Genomic DNA, 22,888 nt, shown 5'->3' with positions numbered 1-22,888 from the left:
AATAAATTTGCGACAGGTTCTTGCAGAAGCGTCCTGGTGCCAAAACGGGCCGCTTTTGCAAGAATGCCGGACGGGCCGGCACCCTTGAATGGTTCAAATCGGCGACAGGGCGCGCAGAGCGCACCCGGTCAGCCGTGCAGATGCATCGCCTCGATCACACGCCCGCGGCAGCGGCCGCGCCGGACACGATTTCGGAGAGTTCCTTCGTGATGCCGGCCTGACGGGTCTTGTTGTAGACCAGCTTCAGTTCGCTGATCACATTGCCCGCGTTGTCGGTCGCAGCCTTCATGGCCACCATGCGCGCCGAATGCTCGGACGCCATGTTCTCGGCCACGGCCTGGTACACCAGCGATTCCACGTAGCGCACCAGCAGCTCGTCGATCACGCTTTGCGCGTCGGGTTCGTAGATGTAGTCCCACGAATGATGCCCCGGGTCGGTCTGCAGCGTCTCGGCCTTCAGCGGCAGCAGTTGCTCCACCATCGGCTCTTGCTTGATGGTGTTGATGAACTTGGTGTAGCACAGGTACACAGCCGACAGCTTGCCTTCGGCGTAGGCGTCGAGCAGCGTCTTGACAGGCCCGATGAGCTTGTCGAGATGCGGCGTGTCGCCCAGCTGCGTCACATGGGCCACCACGCGGGCGCCGATGCGATTCAGGAAGCCCAGGCCCTTGCTGCCGATGGCAACCGACTCGACCACGTTGCCTGCAGACTGCGCTTCGCGCAGCCGGGTCGTGACAGCACGAAGCAGGTTGGTGTTCAAGCCGCCGCACAGGCCCTTGTCGCTGGTCACGATGATGAAACCGACGCCCTTGGCCTCGGTCGTCTTCATGAACGCGTGGGTGTACTCCGGGTTCGCCTTGCCAAGGTTGGCCGCGATGTTGCGGATCTTTTCGCTGTAGGGGCGAGCGGCGCGCATGCGTTCCTGCGCCTTGCGCATCTTGGAAACCGAGACCATTTCCATGGCCTTGGTGATCTTCTTGGTGTTTTCTACCGATTTGATCTTGCCGCGGATTTCCTTACCAGCTGCCATGAGAGCTCCTTCTTGCGTCGGTCAAGGCGTCGATCAGGCGAACGACTTCTTGAACGCGGTGACGGCGGCCGTCAATTCGGCTTCCGCTTCCTTGTCGAGCGCCTTGGACTTCTCGATCTTGTCGAGCAGCGGGGCGTAGCTGGACTTCAGGAATTGATGCAGGCCGTGTTCGAACGGCAGCACCTTCTTGATGTCGAGGTCGTCCATGAAACCCTTGTTCACGGCGAACAGCGTCGCACCCATCAGCGAGATCGGCAGCGGGCTGTACTGGGACTGCTTGAGCAGTTCGGTCACGCGGGCACCGCGGTCGAGCTGCTTGCGGGTGGCTTCGTCCAGGTCGGAAGCGAACTGCGCGAACGCAGCCAGTTCACGGTACTGCGCCAGGTCGGTACGGATACCGCCGGACAGGCCCTTGATGATCTTCGTCTGAGCCGACGAACCCACGCGCGACACCGAGATACCGGCGTTGATGGCGGGGCGGATACCTGCGTTGAACAGGCTCGTTTCCAGGAAGATCTGGCCGTCGGTGATCGAGATCACGTTGGTCGGAACGAAAGCGGACACGTCGCCGGCTTGCGTTTCGATGATCGGCAGTGCCGTCAGCGAACCGGTCTTGCCCTTGACTTCACCCTTGGTGAAGGCTTCGACGTAGTCGGCGTTCACGCGGGCTGCGCGTTCGAGCAGGCGGCTGTGGAGATAGAACACGTCGCCGGGGTAGGCTTCGCGGCCTGGCGGGCGGCGCAGCAGCAGCGACACCTGGCGGTAGGCCACGGCTTGCTTGGACAGGTCGTCGTAGACGATCAGCGCGTCTTCGCCGCGGTCGCGGAAGTACTCGCCCATCGTACAGCCCGAGTAGGCCGACACGTACTGCATGGCGGCCGATTCCGAAGCGGAAGCGGCGACCACGATCGTGTAGTCCATGGCACCGGCTTGTTCCAGCGAGCGCACCACGTTCTTGATCGACGAAGCCTTCTGGCCGATGGCGACGTAGATGCACGTCACGCCCTGGCCCTTCTGGGCGATGATCGCGTCGATGGCGACGGCCGTCTTGCCGGTCTGGCGGTCGCCGATGATCAGCTCGCGCTGGCCACGGCCGATCGGCACCATCGAGTCGATGGACTTCAGGCCGGTCTGCAGCGGCTGGTCGACGGACTTCCGTGCGATCACGCCCGGAGCGACCTTTTCGATCACGTCGGTGAGCTTGGCGTTGATGGGACCCTTGCCGTCGATCGGCTGGCCCAGTGCGTTCACCACGCGGCCGATGAGCTCGGGGCCCACCGGCACTTCCAGAATGCGGCCCGTGCACTTCACGGTGTCGCCTTCGGAGATGTGTTCGTATTCACCCAGAATCACGGCGCCGACCGAGTCGCGCTCGAGGTTCAGGGCCAGGCCGAACGACGGCGTGCCGTCGGCGCTCGGCGGGAACTCGAGCATTTCGCCCTGCATGGCGTCCGACAGGCCGTGCACGCGCACGATGCCGTCGGTCACCGACACCACGGTGCCTTCATTGCGGATGTTGGCGCTGACCCCGAGGCCCTCGATGCGGCTCTTGATCAGTTCGGAAATTTCTGCGGGATTGAGTTGCATGACTCTTTCCTTCTTTCTTTGTAAGGCGATGGAGACCGTCAGGCCGCCAGCGCAACTTTCATTTGTTCAAGGCGCGCTTTGACGGAGGTGTCGAGCACCTCGTCGCCGACCACCACACGAATGCCGCCGATCAGTTCCGGCTCTTGCTGGACCGTGACCTGCAACTTGCGGCCGAAACGCTTTTCGAGCGCGGCCGACACGGTGGCCAAGGCCGCCGCGTCGATCGGGAAGGCGCTGTAGACCACGGCGTCGGACGAACCGCTCTTCGCGTTGGCCAGTGCCCGGAACTGCTTCGCAATTTCCGGCAGCACCGAAAAACGCCCGTTCTCGAGGAGTGCGGACAGGAAGTTCTGGGCAGGAGCGGCCAGCGGTGCACCGAATGCACCGGCGACCACGCCGATCACCTGTTCGGCCGTGGCCTTGGGGTTGTCGGCGAACTGCTGGAGCTCCGGATTGGCCGCGATGGCGGCAATCTTTTCAAGCCAGGCGCTGGTTCCGGCGACGTCGGACGACGACGCCTTGAAGAGCGCCTCGGCGTAGGGGCGTGCAATGGTGGCGAGTTCGGCCATGGCTTCTATCAGAGTTCGGTCTGCAGACGAGCGAGCAAATCGGCGTGGACGCCTGCATTCACTTCCTTGCGCAGAATCTGCTCTGCGCCCTTGACGGCCAGTGCGGCAACCTGCTCGCGCAGTGCTTCACGGGCCTTCAGTGCCTGCTGGTCGGCTTCGACACGTGCGGCTGCAACGATCTTGTTGCCTTCCTCGGTCGCGCGGGCCTTGGCCTCTTCAACGATGGCCTGGGCGCGACGTTCGGCGTCGGCAAGACGTTGCGCGGACTCGTTGCGTGCCTGGCCCAGCTCGGCTTCCACGCGCTTGTTGGCGGCGGACAACTCGGACTTGGCCTTGTCGGCGGCAGCGAGGCCTTCGGCGATCTTCGCAGCGCGGTCGTCCAGCGCTTTCGCGATCGGCGGCCACACAAACTTCATCGTGAACCCGACCAGGATCAGGAACACGATCATCTGAACGATCAGGGTACCGGTAATGCTCACTTTTTACCCTCTCTTTGGGATTGAATGCGAAGCCATTCCGCAGTGGGGAATGACGACACGGGTCCGAGGAGAAAGACTTACTTCGGCAGGTTGGCGATCTGAGCCAGGAACGGGTTGGCCGTTGCGAACCACAGAGCGATACCGGTGCCGATAATGAAAGCGGCGTCGATCAGACCAGCCAGCAGGAACATCTTGGTTTGAAGTTCGCCCATGAGTTCGGGCTGACGCGCAGCCGACTCGAGGTACTTGCTGCCCATGATGCCGATGCCGATACATGCGCCCACAGCGCCCAGACCGATGATCAGGCCGGCGGCCAGTGCAACAAAGCTAATAACTTCCATGATGACTCCTAGAGGACTTTGGTTGAAGAGAAAACAAAAAACAGAAACGAAAACGGATGATCAGTGGTGATCGTGGGCCTGGCCGATGTAGACCAGCGTCAACATCATGAACACGAAGGCTTGCAGCGTGATGATCAGGATGTGGAAGATGGCCCAGGCCGTACCCGCAACGATGTGGCCGATGGCCAGGCCGATGCCGGTCGCCGACATGGACCAGGCACCGCCCATCAAGGCGATCAGCAGGAAGATCAGTTCACCGGCGTACATGTTGCCGAACAACCGCATGCCGTGCGAGACCGTCTTGGCGACGAACTCGATCATCTGCATGGCGAAGTTGAAGGGGTACAGCGCCCAGTGGTTGCCGAAGGGTGCAGTGAACAGCTCGTGGATCCAGCCGCCGGCGCCCTTGATCTTGATGTTGTAGTAGATGCAGATCAGCAGCACGGCCACCGACATGCCCATGGTCACGGAGAGGTCGGCGGTGGGCACGACGCGCAGGTAGGCGTGGTGCGGGTCTTCGCCGGCAATGTGGAAGATCTTGGCCCAGATCGCCGGGAACAAATCGACCGGGAACAGGTCCATTGCATTCAGCAGAAAGATCCAGACGAAGATCGTGAGCGCCAGCGGAGCGACGAACTTGCGGCTCGTGGCGTTGTGAACGATGCCCTTGGCCTGCTGGTCGACCATTTCGACGAGCAGTTCGACAGCCGCTTGAAAACGACCAGGAACACCCGAAGTGGCCTTGCGGGCAGCCAGCCAGAGCAGCCAGCAGCCCAGCACGCCGAGCAGGATCGAGAAGAAAAGTGAGTCGAAATTGAAAACAGTCAGGTCCGCAACACCTCCAGGCTTGGAGCTTTGCAGGTGCGTCAAGTGGTGAACGATGTATTCACCCGCGGTCTGACCATGTTCCGCAGCGTTTTCAGCAGCCATTCCGTTACTCGTCTCTCTGTTTCCGGCGCCGGGGCGAGAACATCACCGCCAACCAGGCCGCCTTCATTGTCACCACCAGGCCGACCAGCATTGCTGGCCAGCTCAGCGCCGTAATCAGCCTTGGCGCAGCGATCAGCATCGCCACCGACAAGGCCATCTTGACCATTTCCCACAGGAAGAATCCGAACACAGCCGTGCCCGGATTCAAGGAAGAAAACCGACCGGTCAGCCCGCGTGCGAAAACCGCCGATGGAACAACCACCGCGATCGCACCGTAAGCGGCGGACCAACCCAGATTTTGCCTCCCCGTCAGTCCCCAGATGGCCAGAGCCACCACCAGACCGACAACCAACTGACCCGCGACCACCCGCCACGGGGAGATCGAAGGGTTCTTTGCTCGCAGCTCACGCGCCTCATCGGCGGTCAACGGCTTGAATTCTGCGTCGAGGTCTTCAGCGACCTCCGAGTCTTGTCGGGCGATTGTTTTCATTTCGAATGAAGCCCGGATGACCACCCAGAATCTACAAAGCCATTGATTATAAGTAAAAACCCAAGCGCTCCCGCCATCCGGCGTGTCGCGCATGCAAATCGATGTCGGATTCCCTGACGCGAACCCGACGCAGCACGCCCAACCATAATTCCGGCATGCACCCTATCACCGACGCCCTGCCCGCCACGCTTTGTTACCTCGATGGCGAATACACCGCCCTGCGCGACGCGAAGATCAGCGTGCTCGACCGCGGCTTCATCTTCGGCGACGGCATCTACGAATACGTGCCCGTCTACTTCGGCCAGCCCTTCTGCTTCGAGGAGCACATGGCACGCCTGGCCCGTTCGCTCACCGAGCTGCAGATCGACAACCCGCACTCGCTCGACCAGTGGCGCGACATCGTCATGCGCCTGGTCGCGCCGGGTGGCGACGCACCGCAGTCCGTGTACTTTCAGGTGACGCGCGGCGTGGCGCCGCGCGACCATGCGATGGTGCGCGGCCTGCGCCCCACGGTGTTCGTCATGGTGAACCCGCTGCCGCCCATCGCCGAGGCCGTGCGCGCCAGGGGCGTGGCCTGCGTCACCGCGGCCGACTTCCGCTGGCAGAAAGCCCACATCAAGAGCACCAGCCTGCTGGGCGCCGTGCTCGCGCGGCAGATCAGCGTGGAAGCCGGCGCCACCGAAACCATCATGTTCCGCGACGAATGGCTCAGCGAAGCCTCGTCGAGCAACGTGTGGATCGTGAAGGACGGGCAGCTGATAGGCCCACCCAAGGACAACCTGGTGCTCACCGGCATCCGCTACGGCCTGTTCGAGCGCCTGTGCCAGGAGCGCGGCATTCCCTTCGCGCTGCGCCGCATCTCGCGCGACGAGGTGTTCGGCGCCGACGAGCTGATCATTTCCTCGGCCAGCAAGGAACTGCTGCCAGTGGTCACGCTCGACGGCCAGGCTATTGGCAACGGCCGACCCGGCCCCATCTACGACAGCTTGTACAAGGCCTACCAGGAGGCCAAGGTACGCAACGCACAGAAGCACGGAGCCCCGGCATGACCGACAACGACACGACCCCCATCGAGACCCCCGCGATCCCCGACCCGCGCAAGGAATCGCTGATCGAGTACCCCTCGCAGTTCCCCATCAAGGTGATGGGCGTGAAGGCCGACGGCTACGTGCACGCGATCACGCAGATCGCCGAGCAGTTCGACCCGACCTTCGACGCCACCACCGTCGAGTTGCGCGACAGCAAGGGCGGCAACTACCTGGGCGTGACCATCACCGTCACGGCCACCAGCCGCGAACAGCTCGACGACCTGTACCGCGCGCTGTCCGCGCACCCGCTGGTCAAGGTCGTGCTTTGAGCCTGCGCCGGCGGTTCGCTGCGGCGGCACTGTGTGCCAGCGGCCTCCTGGCCGCCCGCAAGGCGAAGGCCCTGCCATGACCGACACCACCGCCGCCCCCCCGGCCATCGAACGGCATCCGCTGGGCCGCGTCGGCTATGCGGACACCTTCGCGGCCATGAAGCAATTCACGCTGGAGCGCACGCCTGACACGCCCGATGCGCTATGGATTTGCGAGCATGCCCCGGTCTTCACCCAGGGCGTGGCGGGCAGGCAGGACCACATCCTGAACCCCGGCGACATTCCGGTCGTGCAGACCGACCGCGGCGGCCAGGTCACCTTCCACGGCCCCGGCCAGGTGGTGGTGTACCCGTTGATCGACCTGCGCCGGGCGGGGTATTTCGTGAAGGAGTACGTCTACCGCATCGAGGAATCGGTGCTGCGCACGCTGGCCCATTTCGGCGTGACCGGCCACCGCGTGCCCGGTGCGCCGGGCATCTACGTGCGCCTGGACGACCCGTTCTCCCATGCGGCGCTGACCGGCCCGCTGCCCGCCGGCGACCCCTTCCGCGGCCTGGGCAAGATCGCCGCGCTGGGCATCAAGGTGAGCCGCCACGCGACCTACCACGGCGTGGCGCTGAACGTCGCCATGGACCTCGAACCCTTCTCGCGCATCAACCCTTGCGGCTATGCGGGGCTGCAAACGGTCGACCTTTCTACAATCGGCATCCAAACCACATGGGAAGAAGCTGCCCGGGTCCTGAGCCAAAAACTCACCACCTACCTGGCGCCCTAGCAATCCAATGAGCACCACCGAAGTCGTCCCGTCCCCCGTAGTGAGAGAGGCCCAGAGCGCCGAAAACTACAACCCCCTGGCCAAGCAGAAAGCCGCCGCCAAGCTCTCGCGCATCCCCGTCAAGGTGGTGCAGAGCGGCGAAGTGCTCAAGAAGCCGGAGTGGATCCGCGTGAAGGCCGGCAGCCCGACCACGCGCTTCTACGAGATCAAGCAGATCCTGCGCGAGAGCAACCTGCACACCGTGTGCGAAGAGGCCTCCTGCCCGAACATCGGCGAATGCTTCGGCAACGGCACCGCCACCTTCATGATCATGGGCGACAAGTGCACGCGCCGCTGCCCGTTCTGCGACGTGGGCCACGGCCGCCCCGACCCGCTGGACAAGGACGAGCCGCTCAACCTGGCCAAGACCATCGCCAAGCTGCGCCTGAAGTACGTGGTGATCACCAGCGTGGACCGCGACGACCTGCGCGACGGCGGCAGCCAGCACTTTGTCGATTGCATCACCCACATCCGCGAGCTCTCGCCGATGACGCAGATCGAAATCCTGGTGCCCGACTTCCGCGGCCGCGACGACCGCGCCCTCGAGATCCTGAAGGCCGCGCCGCCGGACGTGATGAACCACAACCTCGAGACCGCGCCCCGCCTCTACAAGGAAGCGCGCCCCGGCAGCGACTACCAGTTCAGCCTGAACCTGCTGAAGAAGTTCAAGGCGCTGCACCCGAAGGTGCCCACCAAGAGCGGCATCATGGTCGGCCTGGGCGAGACCGACGAAGAGATCCTGCAGGTGATGCGCGACATGCGCGCCCACGACATCGACATGCTGACCATCGGCCAGTACCTGTCGCCGTCGGGCTCGCACCTGCCGGTGCGCCGCTACGTGCACCCCGACACCTTCAAGATGTTCGAGGAAGAGGCCTACAAGATGGGCTTCGGCCATGCGGCCGTCGGCGCGATGGTGCGCTCCAGCTACCACGCCGACCAGCAGGCCCATGCGGCCCAGCAGGCGCACGCCGCAGGCGGTTGAGCGTTTCGGCAAGCGAATGAAAAAGGCCCGTCGCGGGCCTTTTTCAATGGCGGCGCGAGGGCACAGGTCGCGCGCCCACCGCTGGCCTAAGGCAAGTCCAGCCTGTACCCCACCCCATAGATCGACCGGATCAGCTCCTGCCCCCCGCTCGCCGCGTCCAGCTTGCGGCGCAGGTTCTTCACATGGCTGTCGACCGCGCGATCGGTCACCGCGCGCTGGTCGGCATGCACGTGGTCGAGCAGCTTGTCGCGCGACAGCACGCGCCCGCGCGCATCGGCCAGCGCCTTCAGCAGCCGGAACTCGATCGGCGTGAGGTCCAGCGCGGCCCCCTGCCACGATGCCTTGTAGGCCTGCGCGTCGATCTGCAGCGCCGACACCTCGCGCGCCGAATGGCCGCTGCGGCGCAGCAGCGCCTTGACCCGCGCCACCACCTCGCGCGGACTGAACGGCGTCTTGCAGATGTAGTCGTCCGCGCCGATCTCCAGGCCCATCAGGCGGTCGGCCTCTTCCACGCGCGCGGTGAGCATGATGACCGGCACGTCGCTGAACAGACGCAGCGCGCGGCACACGCTCATGCCGTCCTGGCCGGGCAGCATCAGGTCGAGCAGCACCAGGTCGGGCCGGCGCGCCTTCACGCTGGGCACCACGTCCAGCCCGTTGGCCAGCCATGCCGAGGTGTAGCCGGAGGCCTGCAGGTAGTCGGCGAGCAGCGCGGCCATGCGCGGCTCGTCCTCGACGATCAGGACGTGTGCGGCCGAGGGGGGTGTCATGGGTTCGTTCATCGGCGGTCCTCAGGCACGCGGCAGGCGGATCGCGACCCACACGCCGCCCAGCGGCGACACTTGCGCCTCGATGGTGCCGCCGTGCGCCTCCACGATGCTGCGGCAGATCGACAGGCCCAGCCCCGCGCCGCCGCTGGCGCGGTTGCGCGAGCCCTCGCCGCGAAAGAAGCGCTCGAACAGACGCGGCAGCTGCGCCGCCTCCACGCCCGGCGCCGAATCCATCAGGTCGACGGCAAGTTGCGCGCCCTCCTCGCGCGCCGCGATGCGCAGCACGCCGCCCGCATCGGTGTAGCGGCAGCTGTTGAGCACCAGGTTGCTGAACAGCTGCTGCATGCGGCGCTCGTCGGCGAACGCCACCAGCGGCTGCGCCGGCAGGTCCAGTTCCAGGCGCAGGCCCGCAGAGGCCAGCCGCTCACGGAAGCCGTCGACGCTCGCCTCGACCAGCTCGCGCAAGTCCACGTCGGCCTTGCGGTACGCGAGCGCGCCCACGTCGGCCAGCGACAGGTCGTACAGGTCGGACACCAGCTGGTTGAGCATGCCCACCTCGTGCTGCAGCGAGCGCACGGCCTGCGCGTCGAGGCGGCGCACACCGTCTTCCATCGCCTCCAGCTCACCGTGCAGCACGCCCAGCGGCGTGCGCAGCTCGTGCGACACGTCGGCCATGAACTCGCGCCGCATGCGCTCGTTGCGCTGCAGCGTGTGGGCCAGTGAATTGAAGTCGCGCGCCAGCTGCCCCACCTCGTCCTGCGAGGCCACGGCCACGCGGCTTTCGTAGTCGCCGGCGGCCAGCCGGTGGGTGGCCGCGGCCACGCGCTTGACGGGGCCCAGCAGCACCCGCGCGATCCACCATGCGATGCCCGCGGCCAGCAGCACGCACAGCACGCCGATGACCCAGCTCGCACGCGCCTGGTTCTGCTGGAAGCGCTGGTCGCCGGCCTCGCTCACGTTCTGGAACGGTGCCATCACCACCCAGCCCACGGTCTTGCCGTCGACCACCACGGCGCGTTCGGCCGACCCTTTTCGCGCCTCCCGGAAGCCGGCGATCACCCTGCGGTCGGTATCGAGCAGGCTCACGCGCAGCATGGCGCCCGTCAGGTCGGACACAGGCGGCGGCGTGCGTCCCGGCTCGAAGCGCTCACCACTCACCAAGGGTGCGGGCCGCATGATCTCGAACCACGGCCCCGGCCCTTCGCGCAGGAAGTCCCAGCTGCCGTTCTGCCGGTAGGCCGCCACGGCGTTGGGCAGCACGGCGTCCAGCCGCTCCACGCCCTGCTCGTTGAGGTAGCCGACAAAGCCGCGCTCGAAGTTCCAGCGCGAGGCGGCGCCCATGGCGACCACCGCCAGCACGGCGGTGGCCAGCACGGCGAGAAAGAGCTTGGTGGTGATGCTGATCTTCATGAAGGCCCACAAGATAAGCCAGATTGCAGCCCGCGCAGTGCACGCCGGCCCCAAGGCCGCGCGGGCCCGGGGACCTTCACACTCGCTCCACATTCGCTGAAGACCATGGGTTCCAACCTGATTGGAAACCCGCCCATGTCTTCTCGCTTCACCCGCACCGCCCTTGCGTGCGCCCTGGCCCTCGGCCTGCTGGGCGGCATTGCGGGGTGCTCCGGTTCTTCTTCCGCGCAGCCTCCCGCGCAGCCTCCCGCGGCCGCCACCCCGCAGGTGAGCGTGGTCACCCTGCAGCCTGAAAACCAGCCCGTCACCACCGAACTCTCGGGCCGCACGCGGGCCCGCCTGAGCGCCGAGATCCGCCCGCAGGTCGGCGGCATCGTGCAGCAGCGGCTGTTCGAAGAAGGCGCGCTGGTCAAGGCCGGCCAGGTGCTCTACCAGCTGGACCCGGCCAGCTACCAGGCCGCCCACGCCAGCGCGCAGGCCAGCGTCGCCAAGGCCGAGGCCACGCTCAATTCCGCAAGGACCGCGGCGCGCCGCAACGCAGAGCTCGTGAAGATCGACGCGGTGAGCCAGCAGACCAACGACGACAGCCAGGCCACGCTGCAACAGGCCCAGGCCGACCTCGGCGTGGCGCGCGCCGCGCTGGACACGGCGCGCATCAACCTGGGCTTCACGCGCATCACCGCGCCCATCGCAGGGCGCATCGAGGCCTCCACCGTCACGCCCGGCGCGCTGGTCACGGCCGGCCAGACCACGGCGCTCACCACGGTGCAGCAGCTCGACCCGATTCACGTCGACGTGACGCAGTCGACCACCGACCTGCTGCGGCTGCAGCGCGAGCTGGCCAGCGGCGCGCTCAAGAGCAGTGCGAACAAGGGCGAGGCGTCGGTCCGGCTGATGCTGGAAGACGGCACCGCCTACGCCCACGCCGGGCGCCTGCAGTTCTCCAGCGTCACCGTCAACGAAGGCACCGGCGCGGTCACGCTGCGCATCCTGGTGCCCAACCCCGAGCGCACGCTGCTGCCCGGCATGTACGTGCGCGCCGTGCTCGAAGAGGGCGTGGCCGAGCAGGCCCTGCTGGTGCCCCAGCAGGGCGTGACCCGCACCGCGAGCGGCGACGCTTCGGCGCTGGTGGTCACGGCGGACAACAAGGTCGAGAAGCGCGCGCTGAAGCTGTCGCGCGCGGTCGGCAGCCGCTGGCAGGTGACCGGGGGGCTGAAGGCCGGCGAGCGCGTGATCGTCGAAGGCTCGACGAAGGTGCGGGTGGGCGACACGGTCAAGCCGGTGGCCGCCGCGGACACCACGGTTGCCACCGCCGCCACCGTTGGCGACACCGCGCCCGTGGCCGGCGCGGCCGCCCCGCGCTGAAGGCACCGCACATGGCTAGCTTTTTCATCGACCGGCCCATCTTCGCGTGGGTCATCGCCATCGTCATCATGCTGGCCGGGGCGCTGTCCATCAGCACCTTGCCGCTGGAGCAATACCCCGACATCGCGCCCACCAAGGTGTCGATCAACGCCACCTACCCGGGCGCGTCGGCCAAGACCATCGAGGACTCGGTCACCCAGGTCATCGAGCAGAAGATGAAAGGGCTCGACCAGCTGAGCTCGATGTCGTCCAAGAGCACCTCCTCGGGCAGCGCGAGCATCGAGCTCACCTTCGAGGCCGGCACCAACGCCGACGTGGCGCAGATGCAGGTGCAGAACAAGGTGCAGCAGGCGTTGTCGCAGCTGCCGCAGTCGGTGCAGAGCCAGGGCGTGACGGTCACCAAGGCGGGCACCGACATCCTGATGATCGTCTCGCTCACCTCGCAGGACGGCAGCGCTTCGGCCACCGACATCGGCGACTACATCTCCAGCAGCCTGCTCGACGTGCTGAGCCGCATCGACGGCGTGGGCGACGTGCAGGTGCTGGGCTCGGGCTACGCCATGCGCATCTGGCTCGACCCGGCGAAGCTGCAGAAGTATTCGCTGATGCCGTCCGACGTGACGAGCGCGCTCACCAGCCAGAACACCGAGGTCTCGGCCGGCCAGCTCGGCGCCCTGCCCGCCGTCGCCGGCCAGCGGCTCACGGCCACCATCACCGCGCGCAGCAAGCTGCGCACCGCGGAGCAGTTCCGCGAGGTGATCGTCAAGTCGGACAGCGCCGGCTCCGTGGTGCGCCTGGGCGACGTGGCGCGCATCGAGCTGGGCAGCGAGAGCTACACCGTCAACTCCCGCTTCGACGGCAAGCCCTCCAGCGGCATGGGCGTGAAGCTGGCCACCGGCGCCAACGCGCTCTCGGTGTCCAACGCCGTGAAGGCCAAGCTGGCCACGCTGGAGCCCTTCTTTCCGAACCAGATGAAGGCCGTGGTCGGCTACGACACCACGCCTTTCGTGCGCATCTCCATCGAGGAAGTGGCCAAGACGCTGGGCGAGGCCATGGTGCTGGTGGTGCTCATCATGTATCTCTTCCTGCAGAACCTGCGCGCCACGCTGGTGCCCGCCATCGCGGTGCCGGTGGTGCTGCTGGGCACCTTCGGCGTGCTGGCCTTGCTGGGCTATTCGGTCAACACGCTCACCATGTTCGGCATGGTGCTGGCCATCGGCCTGCTGGTGGACGACGCCATCGTGGTGGTGGAGAACGTGGAGCGGCTCATGGCCGAGGAAGGGCTCTCGCCCCTGGAGGCCACGCGCAAGTCGATGCGCGAGATCACCGGCGCGCTGGTGGGCATTGCGCTGGTGCTGTCGGCGGTGTTCGTTCCCATGGCCTTCTTCGGCGGCTCCACGGGCGTGATCTACCGGCAGTTCTCGGTGACCATCGTCGCGGCCATGCTGCTGTCGGTGGTGGTGGCGCTCACGCTGACGCCGGCGCTGTGCGCCACGCTGCTCAAGCCGGCGGCAGCGGCCGGGCATGCGCCGCGAACGGGCCTGCCGGGGCGCTTCTTCGGCTGGTTCAACCGCAGCTTCGAGCGCAATGCCGGGCGCTACCGCTCGGGCGTCGGCGGCATCCTGCACCGTGGCAAGCGCAGCCTGCTGGTGTACGCGCTGATGGTGGGCGTGATGGCGCTGGTCTTCATGCGCCTGCCCACCTCGTTCCTGCCCGACGAAGACCAGGGCACGCTGATGACGCAGATCAAGCTGCCCGCCAGCGCCACCGACGAGCAGTTGCGCCAGACCATGAAGATCTTCGAGGACTACCTGGCCACGCAGAAGGAGGTCGGCCACTACATCACGCTGACCGGCCTGAGCGGCGACCAGGCCACGGGCAACGCCTTCATCACGCTGAAGGACTGGAGCGAGCGCAGCGGCAAGGCACAGGACGCCGCCTCCCTGGCGCGCCGCTTCACGCAGGAGATGTCGGTGCGCGCCAGCAACGCCAGCGTGTTCGTCATGCTGCCGCCGGCGGTGCGCGGCCTGGGCTCGAGCGCGGGCTTCGACGTGCAGCTGCAGGACCTGGGCGGCATCGGGCACGACGCGCTCGTGAAGGCGCGCGAGCAGTTCCTGGCGCTCGCGCGCAAGGACCCGGCGCTCAGCCAGGTGCGCAGCAACAACCTGGACGACACGCCGCAGTTCGCCATCGACATCGACGACCGCAAGGCCGCCGCGCTGAGCCTTTCCACGGCGGACATCAACGACACCTTGTCCAGCGCCATGGGCGGCAGCTACGTGAACGACTTCGTCAACAACGGCCGTGTGAAGAAGGTCTACGTGCAGGCCGACGCGCCCTTCCGCATGCAGCCCGACAGCATCGACAGCTGGCACGTGCGCAACGCCCACAGCGAGATGGTGCCGTTCTCGGCCTTTGCCAGCAGCCGCTGGACCTACGGCTCGCCGGAGCTGGCGCGCTACAACGGCATGTCGTCCTTCGAGCTCATCGGCGACCCGGCCGCGGGCGTGAGCTCCGGCGCGGCGATGGACGCGGTGGAACGCATCATGAAGCAGCTGCCCCAGGGCATCGGCTACGAGTGGGCCGGCAGCTCCTACCAGGAGCGGCTGTCGGGCTCGCAGGCGCCGCTGCTGTACGCGGTGTCGATCCTGTTCGTGTTCCTGTGCCTGGCCGCGCTCTACGAGAGCTGGTCGGTGCCGTTCTCGGTGATCCTGGTGGTGCCGCTGGGCGTGCTGGGTGCGGTGGTGGCCACCAAGCTCGCGGGGCTGTCGAACGACGTGTACTTCCAGGTGGGACTGCTGGCCACGGTGGGCCTGTCGGCGAAGAACGCGATCCTGATCGTGGAGTTCGCCAAGCAGCTGCAGGACGACGGCATGGCCCTGGTCGACGCCACGCTGCAGGCCGTGCGCCTGCGGCTGCGCCCGATCCTCATGACCTCCCTGGCCTTCATGTTCGGCGTGCTGCCACTGGCGCTGAGCACCGGTGCGGGCTCGGGCAGCCGCCGCGCCATCGGCGTGGGCGTGCTGGGCGGCGTGGCGAGCGCCACGGCGCTGGGCATCTTCTTCGTGCCGCTGTTCTTCGTGGTGATCCGGCGCTTCTTCGCGCCCAAGACCCGGCCTGTGGCAGCGCCCACGCTGCCCGCACTTGCTGAAACGGGGACCCCATGACTTCCGTGAATTTCCGACTCTGCGCGCTGGCCGTGGCCGCGCTGCTGGCCGGCTGCGTCAACCTCGCGCCGGTGTACTCGCGGCCCGAGGCGCCGGTCGCCTCGGCGTGGCCCGTGTCCACGGCATCCGCGAATGCGAAGGCCGGCACCGTCGCCACACCCCTCACCGGCTGGCAAGACTTCGTCACCGACGAGCGGCTGCGCCGCACCATCGCGCTGGCGCTTGCCAACAACCGCGACCTGCGCGTGGCGGTGCAGAACATCGAGAAGGCGCGTGCCCAGTACGGCGTGCAGCGCGCCGAGCTGTTCCCCAGCGTGGCCGCCACGGCCGGCGCCACGCGCCAGCGCACCTCGGCGGCCGCGAGCAGCAGCGGCGAGCCGGCCATCGGCACGCAGTACACGGCGGCGCTGGGCCTCAGCAGCTACGAGCTCGACCTGTTCGGCCGCGTGCGCAACCTGAACGAGGCGGCGCTGCAGAGCTACCTCTCGACCGAGGCCACGCGCCGCAGCACGCAGATCAGCCTGGTGGCGGAAGTCGCCTCGGCCTGGCTCACGCTGGCTGCGGACCACGCGCGGCTGCAGCTGGCGCAGGACACGCTGGCCAGCCAGCAGCGCTCGTACGCGCTGACCGGGCGCATGCACGCGTTGGGCGCCAGCTCGGCGCTGACGCTGGCCCAGGCGCAGACCACCGTCGATTCCGCGCGCGTGGACGTGGCCAGCTACACCGCGCAGGTGGCGCTGGACCGCAACGCGCTCGACCTGCTGGCCGGCGCCACGGTGCCCGACGACCTGCTGCCCGCCGCCGGCATGGCCTCGGCCGGTTCGGCCAGCGCGCTGGTCGACGTGCCCGCGGGCTTGCCCTCGGCGCTGCTGCAGCAGCGGCCCGACGTGCTGGCCGCGGAGCACACGCTGCAGGGTTCCAACGCCGACATCGGCGCGGCGCGCGCGGCTTTCTTCCCGAGCATTTCGCTCACGGCGAGCGCGGGCTCGTCGAGCACGGCGCTGTCGGGCCTGTTCAAGGGCGGCAACGGCGCATGGAGCTTTGCGCCCTCGGTCAGCCTGCCGATCTTCAACGCGGGCAGCAACCGCGCCAGCCTGGACGCCGCCAAGGCGCAGCGGGAGATCGACCTCGCCACCTACGAGAAGACCGTGCAGACCGCGTTCCGGGAAGTGGCCGACGCGCTGGCCACGCGCGGCGCGCTGGGCGAGCAGCTGGCGGCGCAGCAATCGCTGGTGGACGCCACGCAGAAGAGCTTCACGCTGTCGAACGCGCTCTACCGCAACGGCAGCTACAGCTACCTCGAGGTGCTGGACGCGCAGCGCTCGCTGTACACCGCGCAGCAGACGCTGATCGGCCTGCGCCTGTCGGAGCAGAGCAACCGCATCACGCTCTACAAGGTGATGGGGGGCGGGGACACGGTGCAGGCGCAGGCGCAAGCACAGGCGGGGGCGCAGACGGAGGTGCCGGCCGGGACGACCGCGTCATCGCGCTGAGCGTTCGGCGCATCAGCCGCGCGTGGCGTTCTCCTTCATCTTCGCCAGCGCGATGGCCAGTGCGGCGCCGCCCAGGGTCTTGATCAGCCCCGAATGCTGCGCATAGAACTGGCTGACCTCGTCGATCACGCCGGCGTGCTGCTGCTCGGCGTGCGCGGCGATCTCGGTCACCTGGGCGGGCGACAGCTGCGAGGCCTGGTCGGGCGTGACCTGCGTCTGCCCCGGCTGCAGCAGGCGCCCCAGCACGCCGCCGGCCAGCGCCGACGCGGCCGCCGGGCCGAGCGTGGCCAGGATCTGGTTGAGCACGCCGGCCTGCTGCGTCGGTGACGACCGGCCGAACAGCTGGCCCACCATGTCGCCGAAGGGCGGCGTCTGGTCGGAGCGCATCGCCGCGGCAAGCCCCGCGCCGACTTCGCCGGTGGAGGCATGCTGCGTGACCTGGTCGATGTGGGCCTCGGCGTTGTGGTTGCCGATGGCCTGCTGGAGGATGTCGAGTAGCCCCATGGAAAAAGCTCCTTGTTGGAATCGAGTGCTGCCGGTGCCCAACCCGCAGGGCCGGCACCGGCGCGATGCCCGTTGTTGCGGCACAAAGCGGCCACGATGCAAGCGGCTTCGTGCAGCCATCGTGGCGCCGCCTGGCTGAGCGGCAACTGACGCGCCGCGCCCGCGTCGCCAAGGCGCTGGCCTTGGGCGATGGCTCCGCTATCCTGCCGGCTGGCCAAGATGAAGGACTGACGCTCTCATGCACTCCGCTTTTCAAGCCGCGATGGAACGCGAATTCGGCGCCATCGCCGACCTGGTTCGCCTCCACGCGCAACACACCCCTGACCACGCCGCGCTGGCCGATGCACAGCACACGCTGAGCTACCGCGCGCTCGACGCGCTGATGGACCGCATCGCGGCTGCCTTGCAGCGCGACGGCCTGCAGCCCGGCGACGCCATTGCCGTGTGCGCGGCTTCGTCGGTGAACTACGCGGCCGTGTTCCTGGGCGCGCTGCGCGCGGGCGTGGCCGTGGCGCCGCTGGCACCCGGCTCCACGCCCGCCAGCCTGGCGCGCATGATTTCGGACGCCGACGCGCGCCTGCTGTTCAGCGACGCCTCGGCCGCCGAGGTCATCGGCCCCGCCGTGCCAGGCGGCATTGCCCGCATCGCGCTCGACGGCTCGCAGGTCGGCAGCGCCTTCGACGCATGGCTGGCGCCGGGCGGTACGAGCCCCACGCCGGTGGAGGCACAGCCCGCCTGGCCCTTCAACATCATCTATTCGTCGGGCACCACCGGCGAGCCCAAGGGCATCGTGCAGGGCCACGGCATGCGCTGGGCCCATGTGCAGCGCGGCGCCAAGTACGAATACGACAGCCACACCGTCACGCTGCTGTCGACGCCGCTGTACTCCAACACCACGCTGGTGGTGTTCTTTCCCACCATCGCGTTCGGCGGCTGCGTGGTGCTGATGCCCAAGTTCGACGCGCTGGGCTACCTGCAGCTGGCCGTGAAGCACGGCGTGACGCACACCATGCTCGTGCCGGTGCAGTACCAGCGGCTGATGGCGCACCCGCGCTTCGACGAACACGACCTGTCGACCTACAAGTTCAAGTTCAGCACCAGCGCGCCCTTCAACGCGGCGCTGAAGGCCGACGTGCTCAAGCGCTGGCCGGGCGGGCTCATCGAGTTCTACGGCATGACCGAAGGCGGCGGCACCTGCATCCTGGAGGCGCACCTGCACCCGACCAAGCTGCACACCGTGGGCCAGGCCGCGCCGGGCAGCGACATCCGCCTGATCGACGAGGAAGGCCGCGAGCTGTCGCGCGACAACCCGGAGGCCGCCGGCGAGGTGGTGGGCCACTCGGCCGGCATGATGACCGGCTACCACCGCCAGCCCGGCAAGACGCGCGAGGCCGAATGGTTCGACGCCACCGGCAAGCGCTTCATCCGCACGGGCGACGTGGGCCGCTTCGATGCCGACGGCTTCCTCACGCTGTTCGACCGCAAGAAGGACATGATCATCAGCGGCGGCTTCAACATCTACCCAAGCGACCTCGAGGGCGTGCTGCGCGGCCATGCGGCGGTCGCCGACGTGGCCGTGATCGGCGTGCCGTCGGCGCAGTGGGGCGAAACGCCGGTGGCCTACGTGGTGCGCAAGGACGGCGACGCCACCACCGAAGAAGCCCTGCTGCAGTGGACCAACGACCAGCTCGGCAAGACCCAGCGGCTGGCGCGGCTGAGCTTCATCGACGAGCTGCCGCGCAGCGCGATCGGCAAGGTGCTCAAGCGGGAATTGCGCGAACGCGACCCCGGCTGACGCGCCGCGGCCCCTGGACAAGGCAGGATCGCGGCCAATGAAATCCCTGCGCGGTCAGTTGCTGTTCTTCTGGGTGCTGCTGTTCGGCATGTGCGCCGCGCTGGCGGTGGTGATGCTCACGCTCTACCGCAGCAGCGCGGGCGCACAGGTGGCGGCGGGGCGCGGCTCCACGGAACAGTCGTGCCGGGCGATCGCGGCGCGCTACGCCAAGTCGACCACCGTGCCCGCTCCGCCCAGGCCGCAGGTCGACCTGCTGCAGGTGCTGCTGCAGCTGGTGCTGATCGAGGCGCCGCACGTCGAGGGCGGGGTGTGGCAGGCGGCCGGCGGCCAGCTCGCCTATGCCTACCCCACCTACGAGGGCAGCGGCGTCAAGCGCGACGTGCCGGCGGCCGAGCAGCCGCTGATCGTGGAGATGGCGCAGCTCGCCGCGCGCACGCAGCAGCCGCAGACCGACGTGGTGCGCGGCAGCCGCGAGGCGCTGATCGTCTCGGCCTGCCCGCTGGCCGCCCCGGGCAACGACCTGGCGGCATGGACCATGACCCGCACCAACGGCGGCGCGCTGGCCGCCCAGGGCAGCCTGCGCACCGGCCTGGGCGTGCTGCTGCTGCTGGTGCTGGCCTCGGGCCTGTGGCTGGGCTTCATCCTGCTGCGCGGGCTGCGCCATGTGCAGCGCCTGGAAAACCGCCTGGCGCAGGCCGACGCCGATGGCGGCGCCATGCCCGAGCTGCCGCGCACCGGCGTGCGCGAGCTCGACCGCATCGTCGACGGCTTCAACCGCTACCGCCTGCGCTTCGAGGAGGCTCGCGCCCACCTGCGCGCCGCCGCACAGCAGCGCAGCCGCGACCAGCGCCTGGCCGCGCTGGGCCGCATGACGGGTGGCATCGCGCACGAAATCCGCAACCCCATCGCCACCATGCGGCTGAAGGCCGAGAACGCGCTGGCCGCCACGCCCGAACGGCAAGGCGCCGCGCTGCAGGCCATCGTCGGGCAGATCGACCGGCTCGACGGCCTGGTGCAAAGCCTGCTGGCGCTGGTGCAGCCGGTGACGCTGGCGCCGGCGGAGGTGGTGCTGCACCGCTGGCTGGACGAGCGCGTGGCCGCCGTGGCGCCCAAGGCCCATGCCGCCGGCGTGCAGGTGACGCTGCAGCACAGCACGCCCGCCAGCGCGGTGTTCGACCCCGTGCACCTGGCGCGCGCGGTGGACAACCTGCTCGACAACGCGGTGCGCCATGCGCCGCGCGGCGGCCACGTGGTGCTGTCGGCCCTGCAACCTGCGGCGCCCACGCTGGCCATTCGCGTGGAAGACGACGGGCCGGGCGTGCCCGAGTCGCTGCAGGCGAGCCTGTTCGAGCCCTTTGCCACCGGGCGGGCCGACGGCACCGGGCTGGGCCTGGCGCTGGCGCGCGAGGTGGCGCTGGCGCACGGCGGCGACCTGCATCATGTGCCGCTGACACCGGGCACCCGCTTCGAACTGGAGCTTCCATGGCGCATCTCCTGATCGTCGACGACGACGACGCCTTTCGCGACACGCTGGCCGAAACGCTGCAGGGCCTCGGTCACGACGTGAGCGCTGCGGCCGGTGGCGCCGAAGCGCTGGACCTGCTCGCCCGCCAGCGCTTCGACGCCGTGTTCCTCGACCACCGCATGCCCGGCATGGACGGCCTGCAGACGCTCGCGGCCATGCAGGCACTGCTGGCAGGCCGGGCGCGGCTGCCGCCGGTGATCGTGCTCACCGCGTTCTCGAGCGCGGGCAACACCATCGAGGCGATGCGCCTGGGCGCCTTCGACCACCTGGCCAAGCCGGTCAGCCGCGAGGCGGTGCGCGAGGTGCTCGGCCGCGCGCTGCAGCAGCACGCGGCGGCATCGTCGCCCGGTGCGGCGCCGGACGACGAAGACGAAGACGGCAGCGACCTGGTCGGCCCGAGCCACGCAATGCGCGAGGTGCACAAGCGCATCGGCCTGGCCGCCGCCAACGCGATGCCGGTGCTGGTGCTCGGCGAAACGGGCACCGGCAAGGAAATGGTGGCGCGCGCGCTGCACCGCCACTCGGCGCGCGCCGAACGCCCCTTCGTGGCCGTCAATTGCTCGGCCATTCCGAAGGAACTGCTCGAAAGCGAGCTCTTCGGCCACGTGCGCGGCGCCTTCACCGGCGCCACCGGCGAGCGCCCCGGCTGCTTTCGCGCGGCCGACGGCGGCGTGCTGCTGCTCGACGAGATCGGCGACATGGCGCTGGACGTGCAGGCCAAGATACTGCGCGCGCTGCAGGAGGGCGAAGTCACGCCGCTGGGCAGCCACAAGACGGTGAAGGTCGATGTGCGCGTGGTCGCCGCCACGCACCGCGACCTGGCCGCCGCCGTGCGCGAGGGGCGCTTCAGGGAAGACCTGCTGTACCGGCTGGACGTGCTGTCGATCCGCATGCCGCCGCTGCGCGAACGGCTGGCCGACATCATTCCGCTGGCGGAGCACTTCCTGCGCCGCGCGGCGCGGTACGGTTCGTCGGGGTCCCTGGATGCGCCGAAGGCGCTGTCGGCCGAGGCGGCGCAGCGGCTGCTGAGCCACCCATGGCCGGGCAACGTGCGGGAGCTGCGCAACGTGATGGAGCGCTGCCATGCGCTGGTGCGGCACCGCGTGATCGGCGGCGCCGACCTGGCCCTCGGGCTGGGGGCCGCGCCGCGTGGCGACGCGGGCGGCACGCTCCCCGCCGACTGGCTCGAAGGCGAACTGCCGGCCGCCGTCGAGAGGCTCGAACGCATGCTCATCACCCATGCCCTGGCGCAGACCCAAGGCAACCGCGCCGAGACCGCGCGCCGGCTGGGCATTCACCGCCAGCTGCTGTACCGCAAGCTGACGCAGTACGGGCTCGACTGACACCGAGGTGTCCGCAAACCGGACACACGGTGTCCGCGGATCATCCGGCCGCTCGCCGCCCTGTGCACGCAAGTCGTTGATTTCAAAGGGTTCGTGAGCTGGCACGTTGTGTGAGATGTCTTTGGGCATCCCACCCACAAGGAGCCACCCATGACAACCCGCATCACCTTCATCGCCGCCGCCTGCCTGTTGGCGGGCGGCGCCGCCTTCGCCCAGGTGCCACCGCCCCCGCCGGGCGGACCGGTTCCCCCGCCGCCGCTCGGCGCCAGCGGACCGATGCAGCCCGCCGCGCCTGTCGCGCCCGTCGCCCCCATCGCCCCCGAGGCGGGCACGGTCGCCACCGGCCGTGTGCAGCAATGGCTGATCAACCCCAACGGCGAGGCCGACGGCCTGCTGCTGGCCGACGGCACGCAGGTCGCGTTTGCGCCGCACCTCTCGGCCGCCGTAATGCAGATGCTCAAGCCCGGCGACACGGTGCAGGTCAGCGGCTGGCGCGCGCCCAACGTGCCGGTGGTGCGCATGCAGTCGCTCGCCGCCAACGGCCGCAGCCTGACCGACCAGCCACCGGCCCCCGGCGTGACCCCGCCGCCGCCGCGCGAGCCGGGCGCGCTCAGCGCCCTGTCGGCGAGCGGACGCATCGAGCGCCTGCTGTACACCGACCGCGGTGACGTGCGCGGCGTGGTGCTGGCGGACAAGACCATCGTGCGCTTCCCGCCGCACGTCGGCGCGACTTACGGTGCGCAGCTGCAACCCGGCGCGCAGCTGCATGCGCGCGGCTGGGGCACGCGCGGCGCGCAGGGCACGGCGCTGGAGGCCACCAGCCTGGGCGCGACGGCGGACACGGTGCGCGAGGTGTTCGGCGGGCCGGGGCTGGAACCCGCTCCCCGAGGTGGGCGCGGCGCGGCCGGCCCCCGCGGTCCGCGCGGTGCCGGCC

The 22,888-nt window shown here is 68.4% G+C and carries 21 protein-coding genes; 11 read left to right on the top strand and 10 right to left on the bottom strand.

All coding sequences use genetic code 11. The annotated features are described in order from the left end of the window. Positions 1-154 precede the first annotated feature (154 nt). The 7 genes from atpG to AC1DJH_RS26735 all read right to left on the bottom strand — a co-directional run bounded on the left by atpG (position 155) and on the right by AC1DJH_RS26735 (position 5,426). Positions 155-1,030 (bottom strand): F0F1 ATP synthase subunit gamma, encoded by an 876-nt coding sequence (atpG, locus tag AC1DJH_RS26765; protein ID WP_472122085.1) that lies wholly within the window; start codon positions 1,028-1,030, stop codon positions 155-157. A 33-nt stretch (positions 1,031-1,063) separates the two neighbouring features. Further along, positions 1,064-2,617: a F0F1 ATP synthase subunit alpha gene (atpA, locus tag AC1DJH_RS26760; RefSeq protein WP_435441136.1), complete on the bottom strand. Its 1,554-nt coding sequence runs from the start codon at positions 2,615-2,617 to the stop codon at positions 1,064-1,066. A 38-nt stretch (positions 2,618-2,655) separates the two neighbouring features. Beyond that, the gene (locus AC1DJH_RS26755; protein WP_435441137.1) at positions 2,656-3,186 is read right to left on the bottom strand and encodes a F0F1 ATP synthase subunit delta; all 531 of its coding nucleotides are present in this window, start codon (positions 3,184-3,186) and stop codon (positions 2,656-2,658) included. A gap of 8 nt (positions 3,187-3,194) precedes the next feature. Continuing rightward, positions 3,195-3,665 carry a F0F1 ATP synthase subunit B gene (locus AC1DJH_RS26750; RefSeq protein WP_007830193.1) on the bottom strand — a complete coding sequence of 157 codons (471 nt, stop codon included), beginning with the start codon at positions 3,663-3,665 and terminating at the stop codon, positions 3,195-3,197. A 77-nt stretch (positions 3,666-3,742) separates the two neighbouring features. Further along, the gene (atpE, locus tag AC1DJH_RS26745) at positions 3,743-4,006 is read right to left on the bottom strand and encodes a F0F1 ATP synthase subunit C (RefSeq protein WP_007830191.1); all 264 of its coding nucleotides are present in this window, start codon (positions 4,004-4,006) and stop codon (positions 3,743-3,745) included. A 60-nt stretch (positions 4,007-4,066) separates the two neighbouring features. Next, a complete protein-coding gene (atpB, locus tag AC1DJH_RS26740) occupies positions 4,067-4,936 on the bottom strand; it encodes a F0F1 ATP synthase subunit A (RefSeq protein ID WP_478187793.1) in 870 nt (289 codons plus the stop codon). 4 nt (positions 4,937-4,940) lie between these two features. Then, positions 4,941-5,426 (bottom strand): ATP synthase subunit I, encoded by a 486-nt coding sequence (locus AC1DJH_RS26735; protein WP_435441139.1) that lies wholly within the window; start codon positions 5,424-5,426, stop codon positions 4,941-4,943. 155 nt (positions 5,427-5,581) lie between these two features. On the opposite strand from AC1DJH_RS26735, the gene AC1DJH_RS26730 reads away from it, so the two are divergent. The 4 genes from AC1DJH_RS26730 to lipA all read left to right on the top strand — a co-directional run bounded on the left by AC1DJH_RS26730 (position 5,582) and on the right by lipA (position 8,582). Then, complete coding sequence (locus tag AC1DJH_RS26730; RefSeq protein WP_478187792.1) at positions 5,582-6,475, top strand: D-amino acid aminotransferase; 894 nt, start codon at positions 5,582-5,584, stop codon at positions 6,473-6,475. After that, entirely contained in the window at positions 6,472-6,783 is a 312-nt protein-coding gene (locus AC1DJH_RS26725; RefSeq protein WP_435441141.1) for a YbeD family protein, read from the top strand. Before AC1DJH_RS26730 ends, AC1DJH_RS26725 begins: the two co-directional genes overlap by 4 nt. A 76-nt stretch (positions 6,784-6,859) precedes the next feature. Further along, positions 6,860-7,558 carry a lipoyl(octanoyl) transferase LipB gene (gene lipB, locus AC1DJH_RS26720; RefSeq protein WP_435441142.1) on the top strand — a complete coding sequence of 233 codons (699 nt, stop codon included), beginning with the start codon at positions 6,860-6,862 and terminating at the stop codon, positions 7,556-7,558. 7 nt (positions 7,559-7,565) lie between these two features. Beyond that, entirely contained in the window at positions 7,566-8,582 is a 1,017-nt protein-coding gene (lipA, locus tag AC1DJH_RS26715) for a lipoyl synthase (protein WP_478187791.1), read from the top strand. 86 nt (positions 8,583-8,668) lie between these two features. On the opposite strand, the gene AC1DJH_RS26710 is transcribed toward lipA, so the two are convergent. Beyond that, positions 8,669-9,364, bottom strand: a complete 696-nt coding sequence (locus tag AC1DJH_RS26710) for a response regulator (protein ID WP_478187790.1) — start codon at positions 9,362-9,364, stop codon at positions 8,669-8,671. Positions 9,365-9,373: 9 nt separating this feature from the next. After that, positions 9,374-10,762 (bottom strand): sensor histidine kinase efflux regulator BaeS, encoded by a 1,389-nt coding sequence (gene baeS / locus AC1DJH_RS26705; protein WP_478187789.1) that lies wholly within the window; start codon positions 10,760-10,762, stop codon positions 9,374-9,376. Positions 10,763-10,897: 135 nt separating this feature from the next. On the opposite strand from baeS, the gene AC1DJH_RS26700 reads away from it, so the two are divergent. Genes AC1DJH_RS26700 through AC1DJH_RS26690 form a run of 3 tightly spaced genes read left to right on the top strand, consistent with a single transcriptional unit; the run spans position 10,898 to position 16,787 of the window. After that, positions 10,898-12,127, top strand: a complete 1,230-nt coding sequence (locus tag AC1DJH_RS26700; RefSeq protein WP_478187788.1) for an efflux RND transporter periplasmic adaptor subunit — start codon at positions 10,898-10,900, stop codon at positions 12,125-12,127. A gap of 11 nt (positions 12,128-12,138) precedes the next feature. Beyond that, positions 12,139-15,294 (top strand): efflux RND transporter permease subunit, encoded by a 3,156-nt coding sequence (locus AC1DJH_RS26695; protein ID WP_478187787.1) that lies wholly within the window; start codon positions 12,139-12,141, stop codon positions 15,292-15,294. Beyond that, complete coding sequence (locus AC1DJH_RS26690) at positions 15,291-16,787, top strand: efflux transporter outer membrane subunit (RefSeq protein ID WP_478187786.1); 1,497 nt, start codon at positions 15,291-15,293, stop codon at positions 16,785-16,787. The genes AC1DJH_RS26695 and AC1DJH_RS26690 overlap by 4 nt, the downstream gene beginning before the upstream one ends. 12 nt (positions 16,788-16,799) lie before the next feature. Here the strand turns inward: AC1DJH_RS26690 and AC1DJH_RS26685 are convergent, their stop codons facing one another. Continuing rightward, a complete protein-coding gene (locus AC1DJH_RS26685; protein ID WP_472122054.1) occupies positions 16,800-17,291 on the bottom strand; it encodes a hypothetical protein in 492 nt (163 codons plus the stop codon). 262 nt (positions 17,292-17,553) lie between these two features. On the opposite strand from AC1DJH_RS26685, the gene AC1DJH_RS26680 reads away from it, so the two are divergent. From AC1DJH_RS26680 to AC1DJH_RS26665, 4 genes are all read left to right on the top strand, one after another. Further along, positions 17,554-19,086, top strand: a complete 1,533-nt coding sequence (locus AC1DJH_RS26680; protein ID WP_478187879.1) for a class I adenylate-forming enzyme family protein — start codon at positions 17,554-17,556, stop codon at positions 19,084-19,086. A gap of 37 nt (positions 19,087-19,123) precedes the next feature. Further along, positions 19,124-20,584: a sensor histidine kinase gene (locus tag AC1DJH_RS26675; protein ID WP_478187785.1), complete on the top strand. Its 1,461-nt coding sequence runs from the start codon at positions 19,124-19,126 to the stop codon at positions 20,582-20,584. Beyond that, positions 20,569-21,954 (top strand): sigma-54-dependent transcriptional regulator, encoded by a 1,386-nt coding sequence (locus AC1DJH_RS26670; RefSeq protein WP_478187784.1) that lies wholly within the window; start codon positions 20,569-20,571, stop codon positions 21,952-21,954. The genes AC1DJH_RS26675 and AC1DJH_RS26670 overlap by 16 nt, the downstream gene beginning before the upstream one ends. Positions 21,955-22,104: 150 nt before the next feature. Further along, a partial coding sequence (locus AC1DJH_RS26665) for a hypothetical protein (RefSeq protein WP_478187783.1) occupies positions 22,105-22,888 on the top strand: 784 nt, incomplete at its 3' end.

This window comes from Variovorax sp. 10N412, from assembly GCF_056394985.1.
Note: the sequence above shows the minus strand (reverse complement) of the source record. Positions and strands in the feature narration are given on the sequence as shown.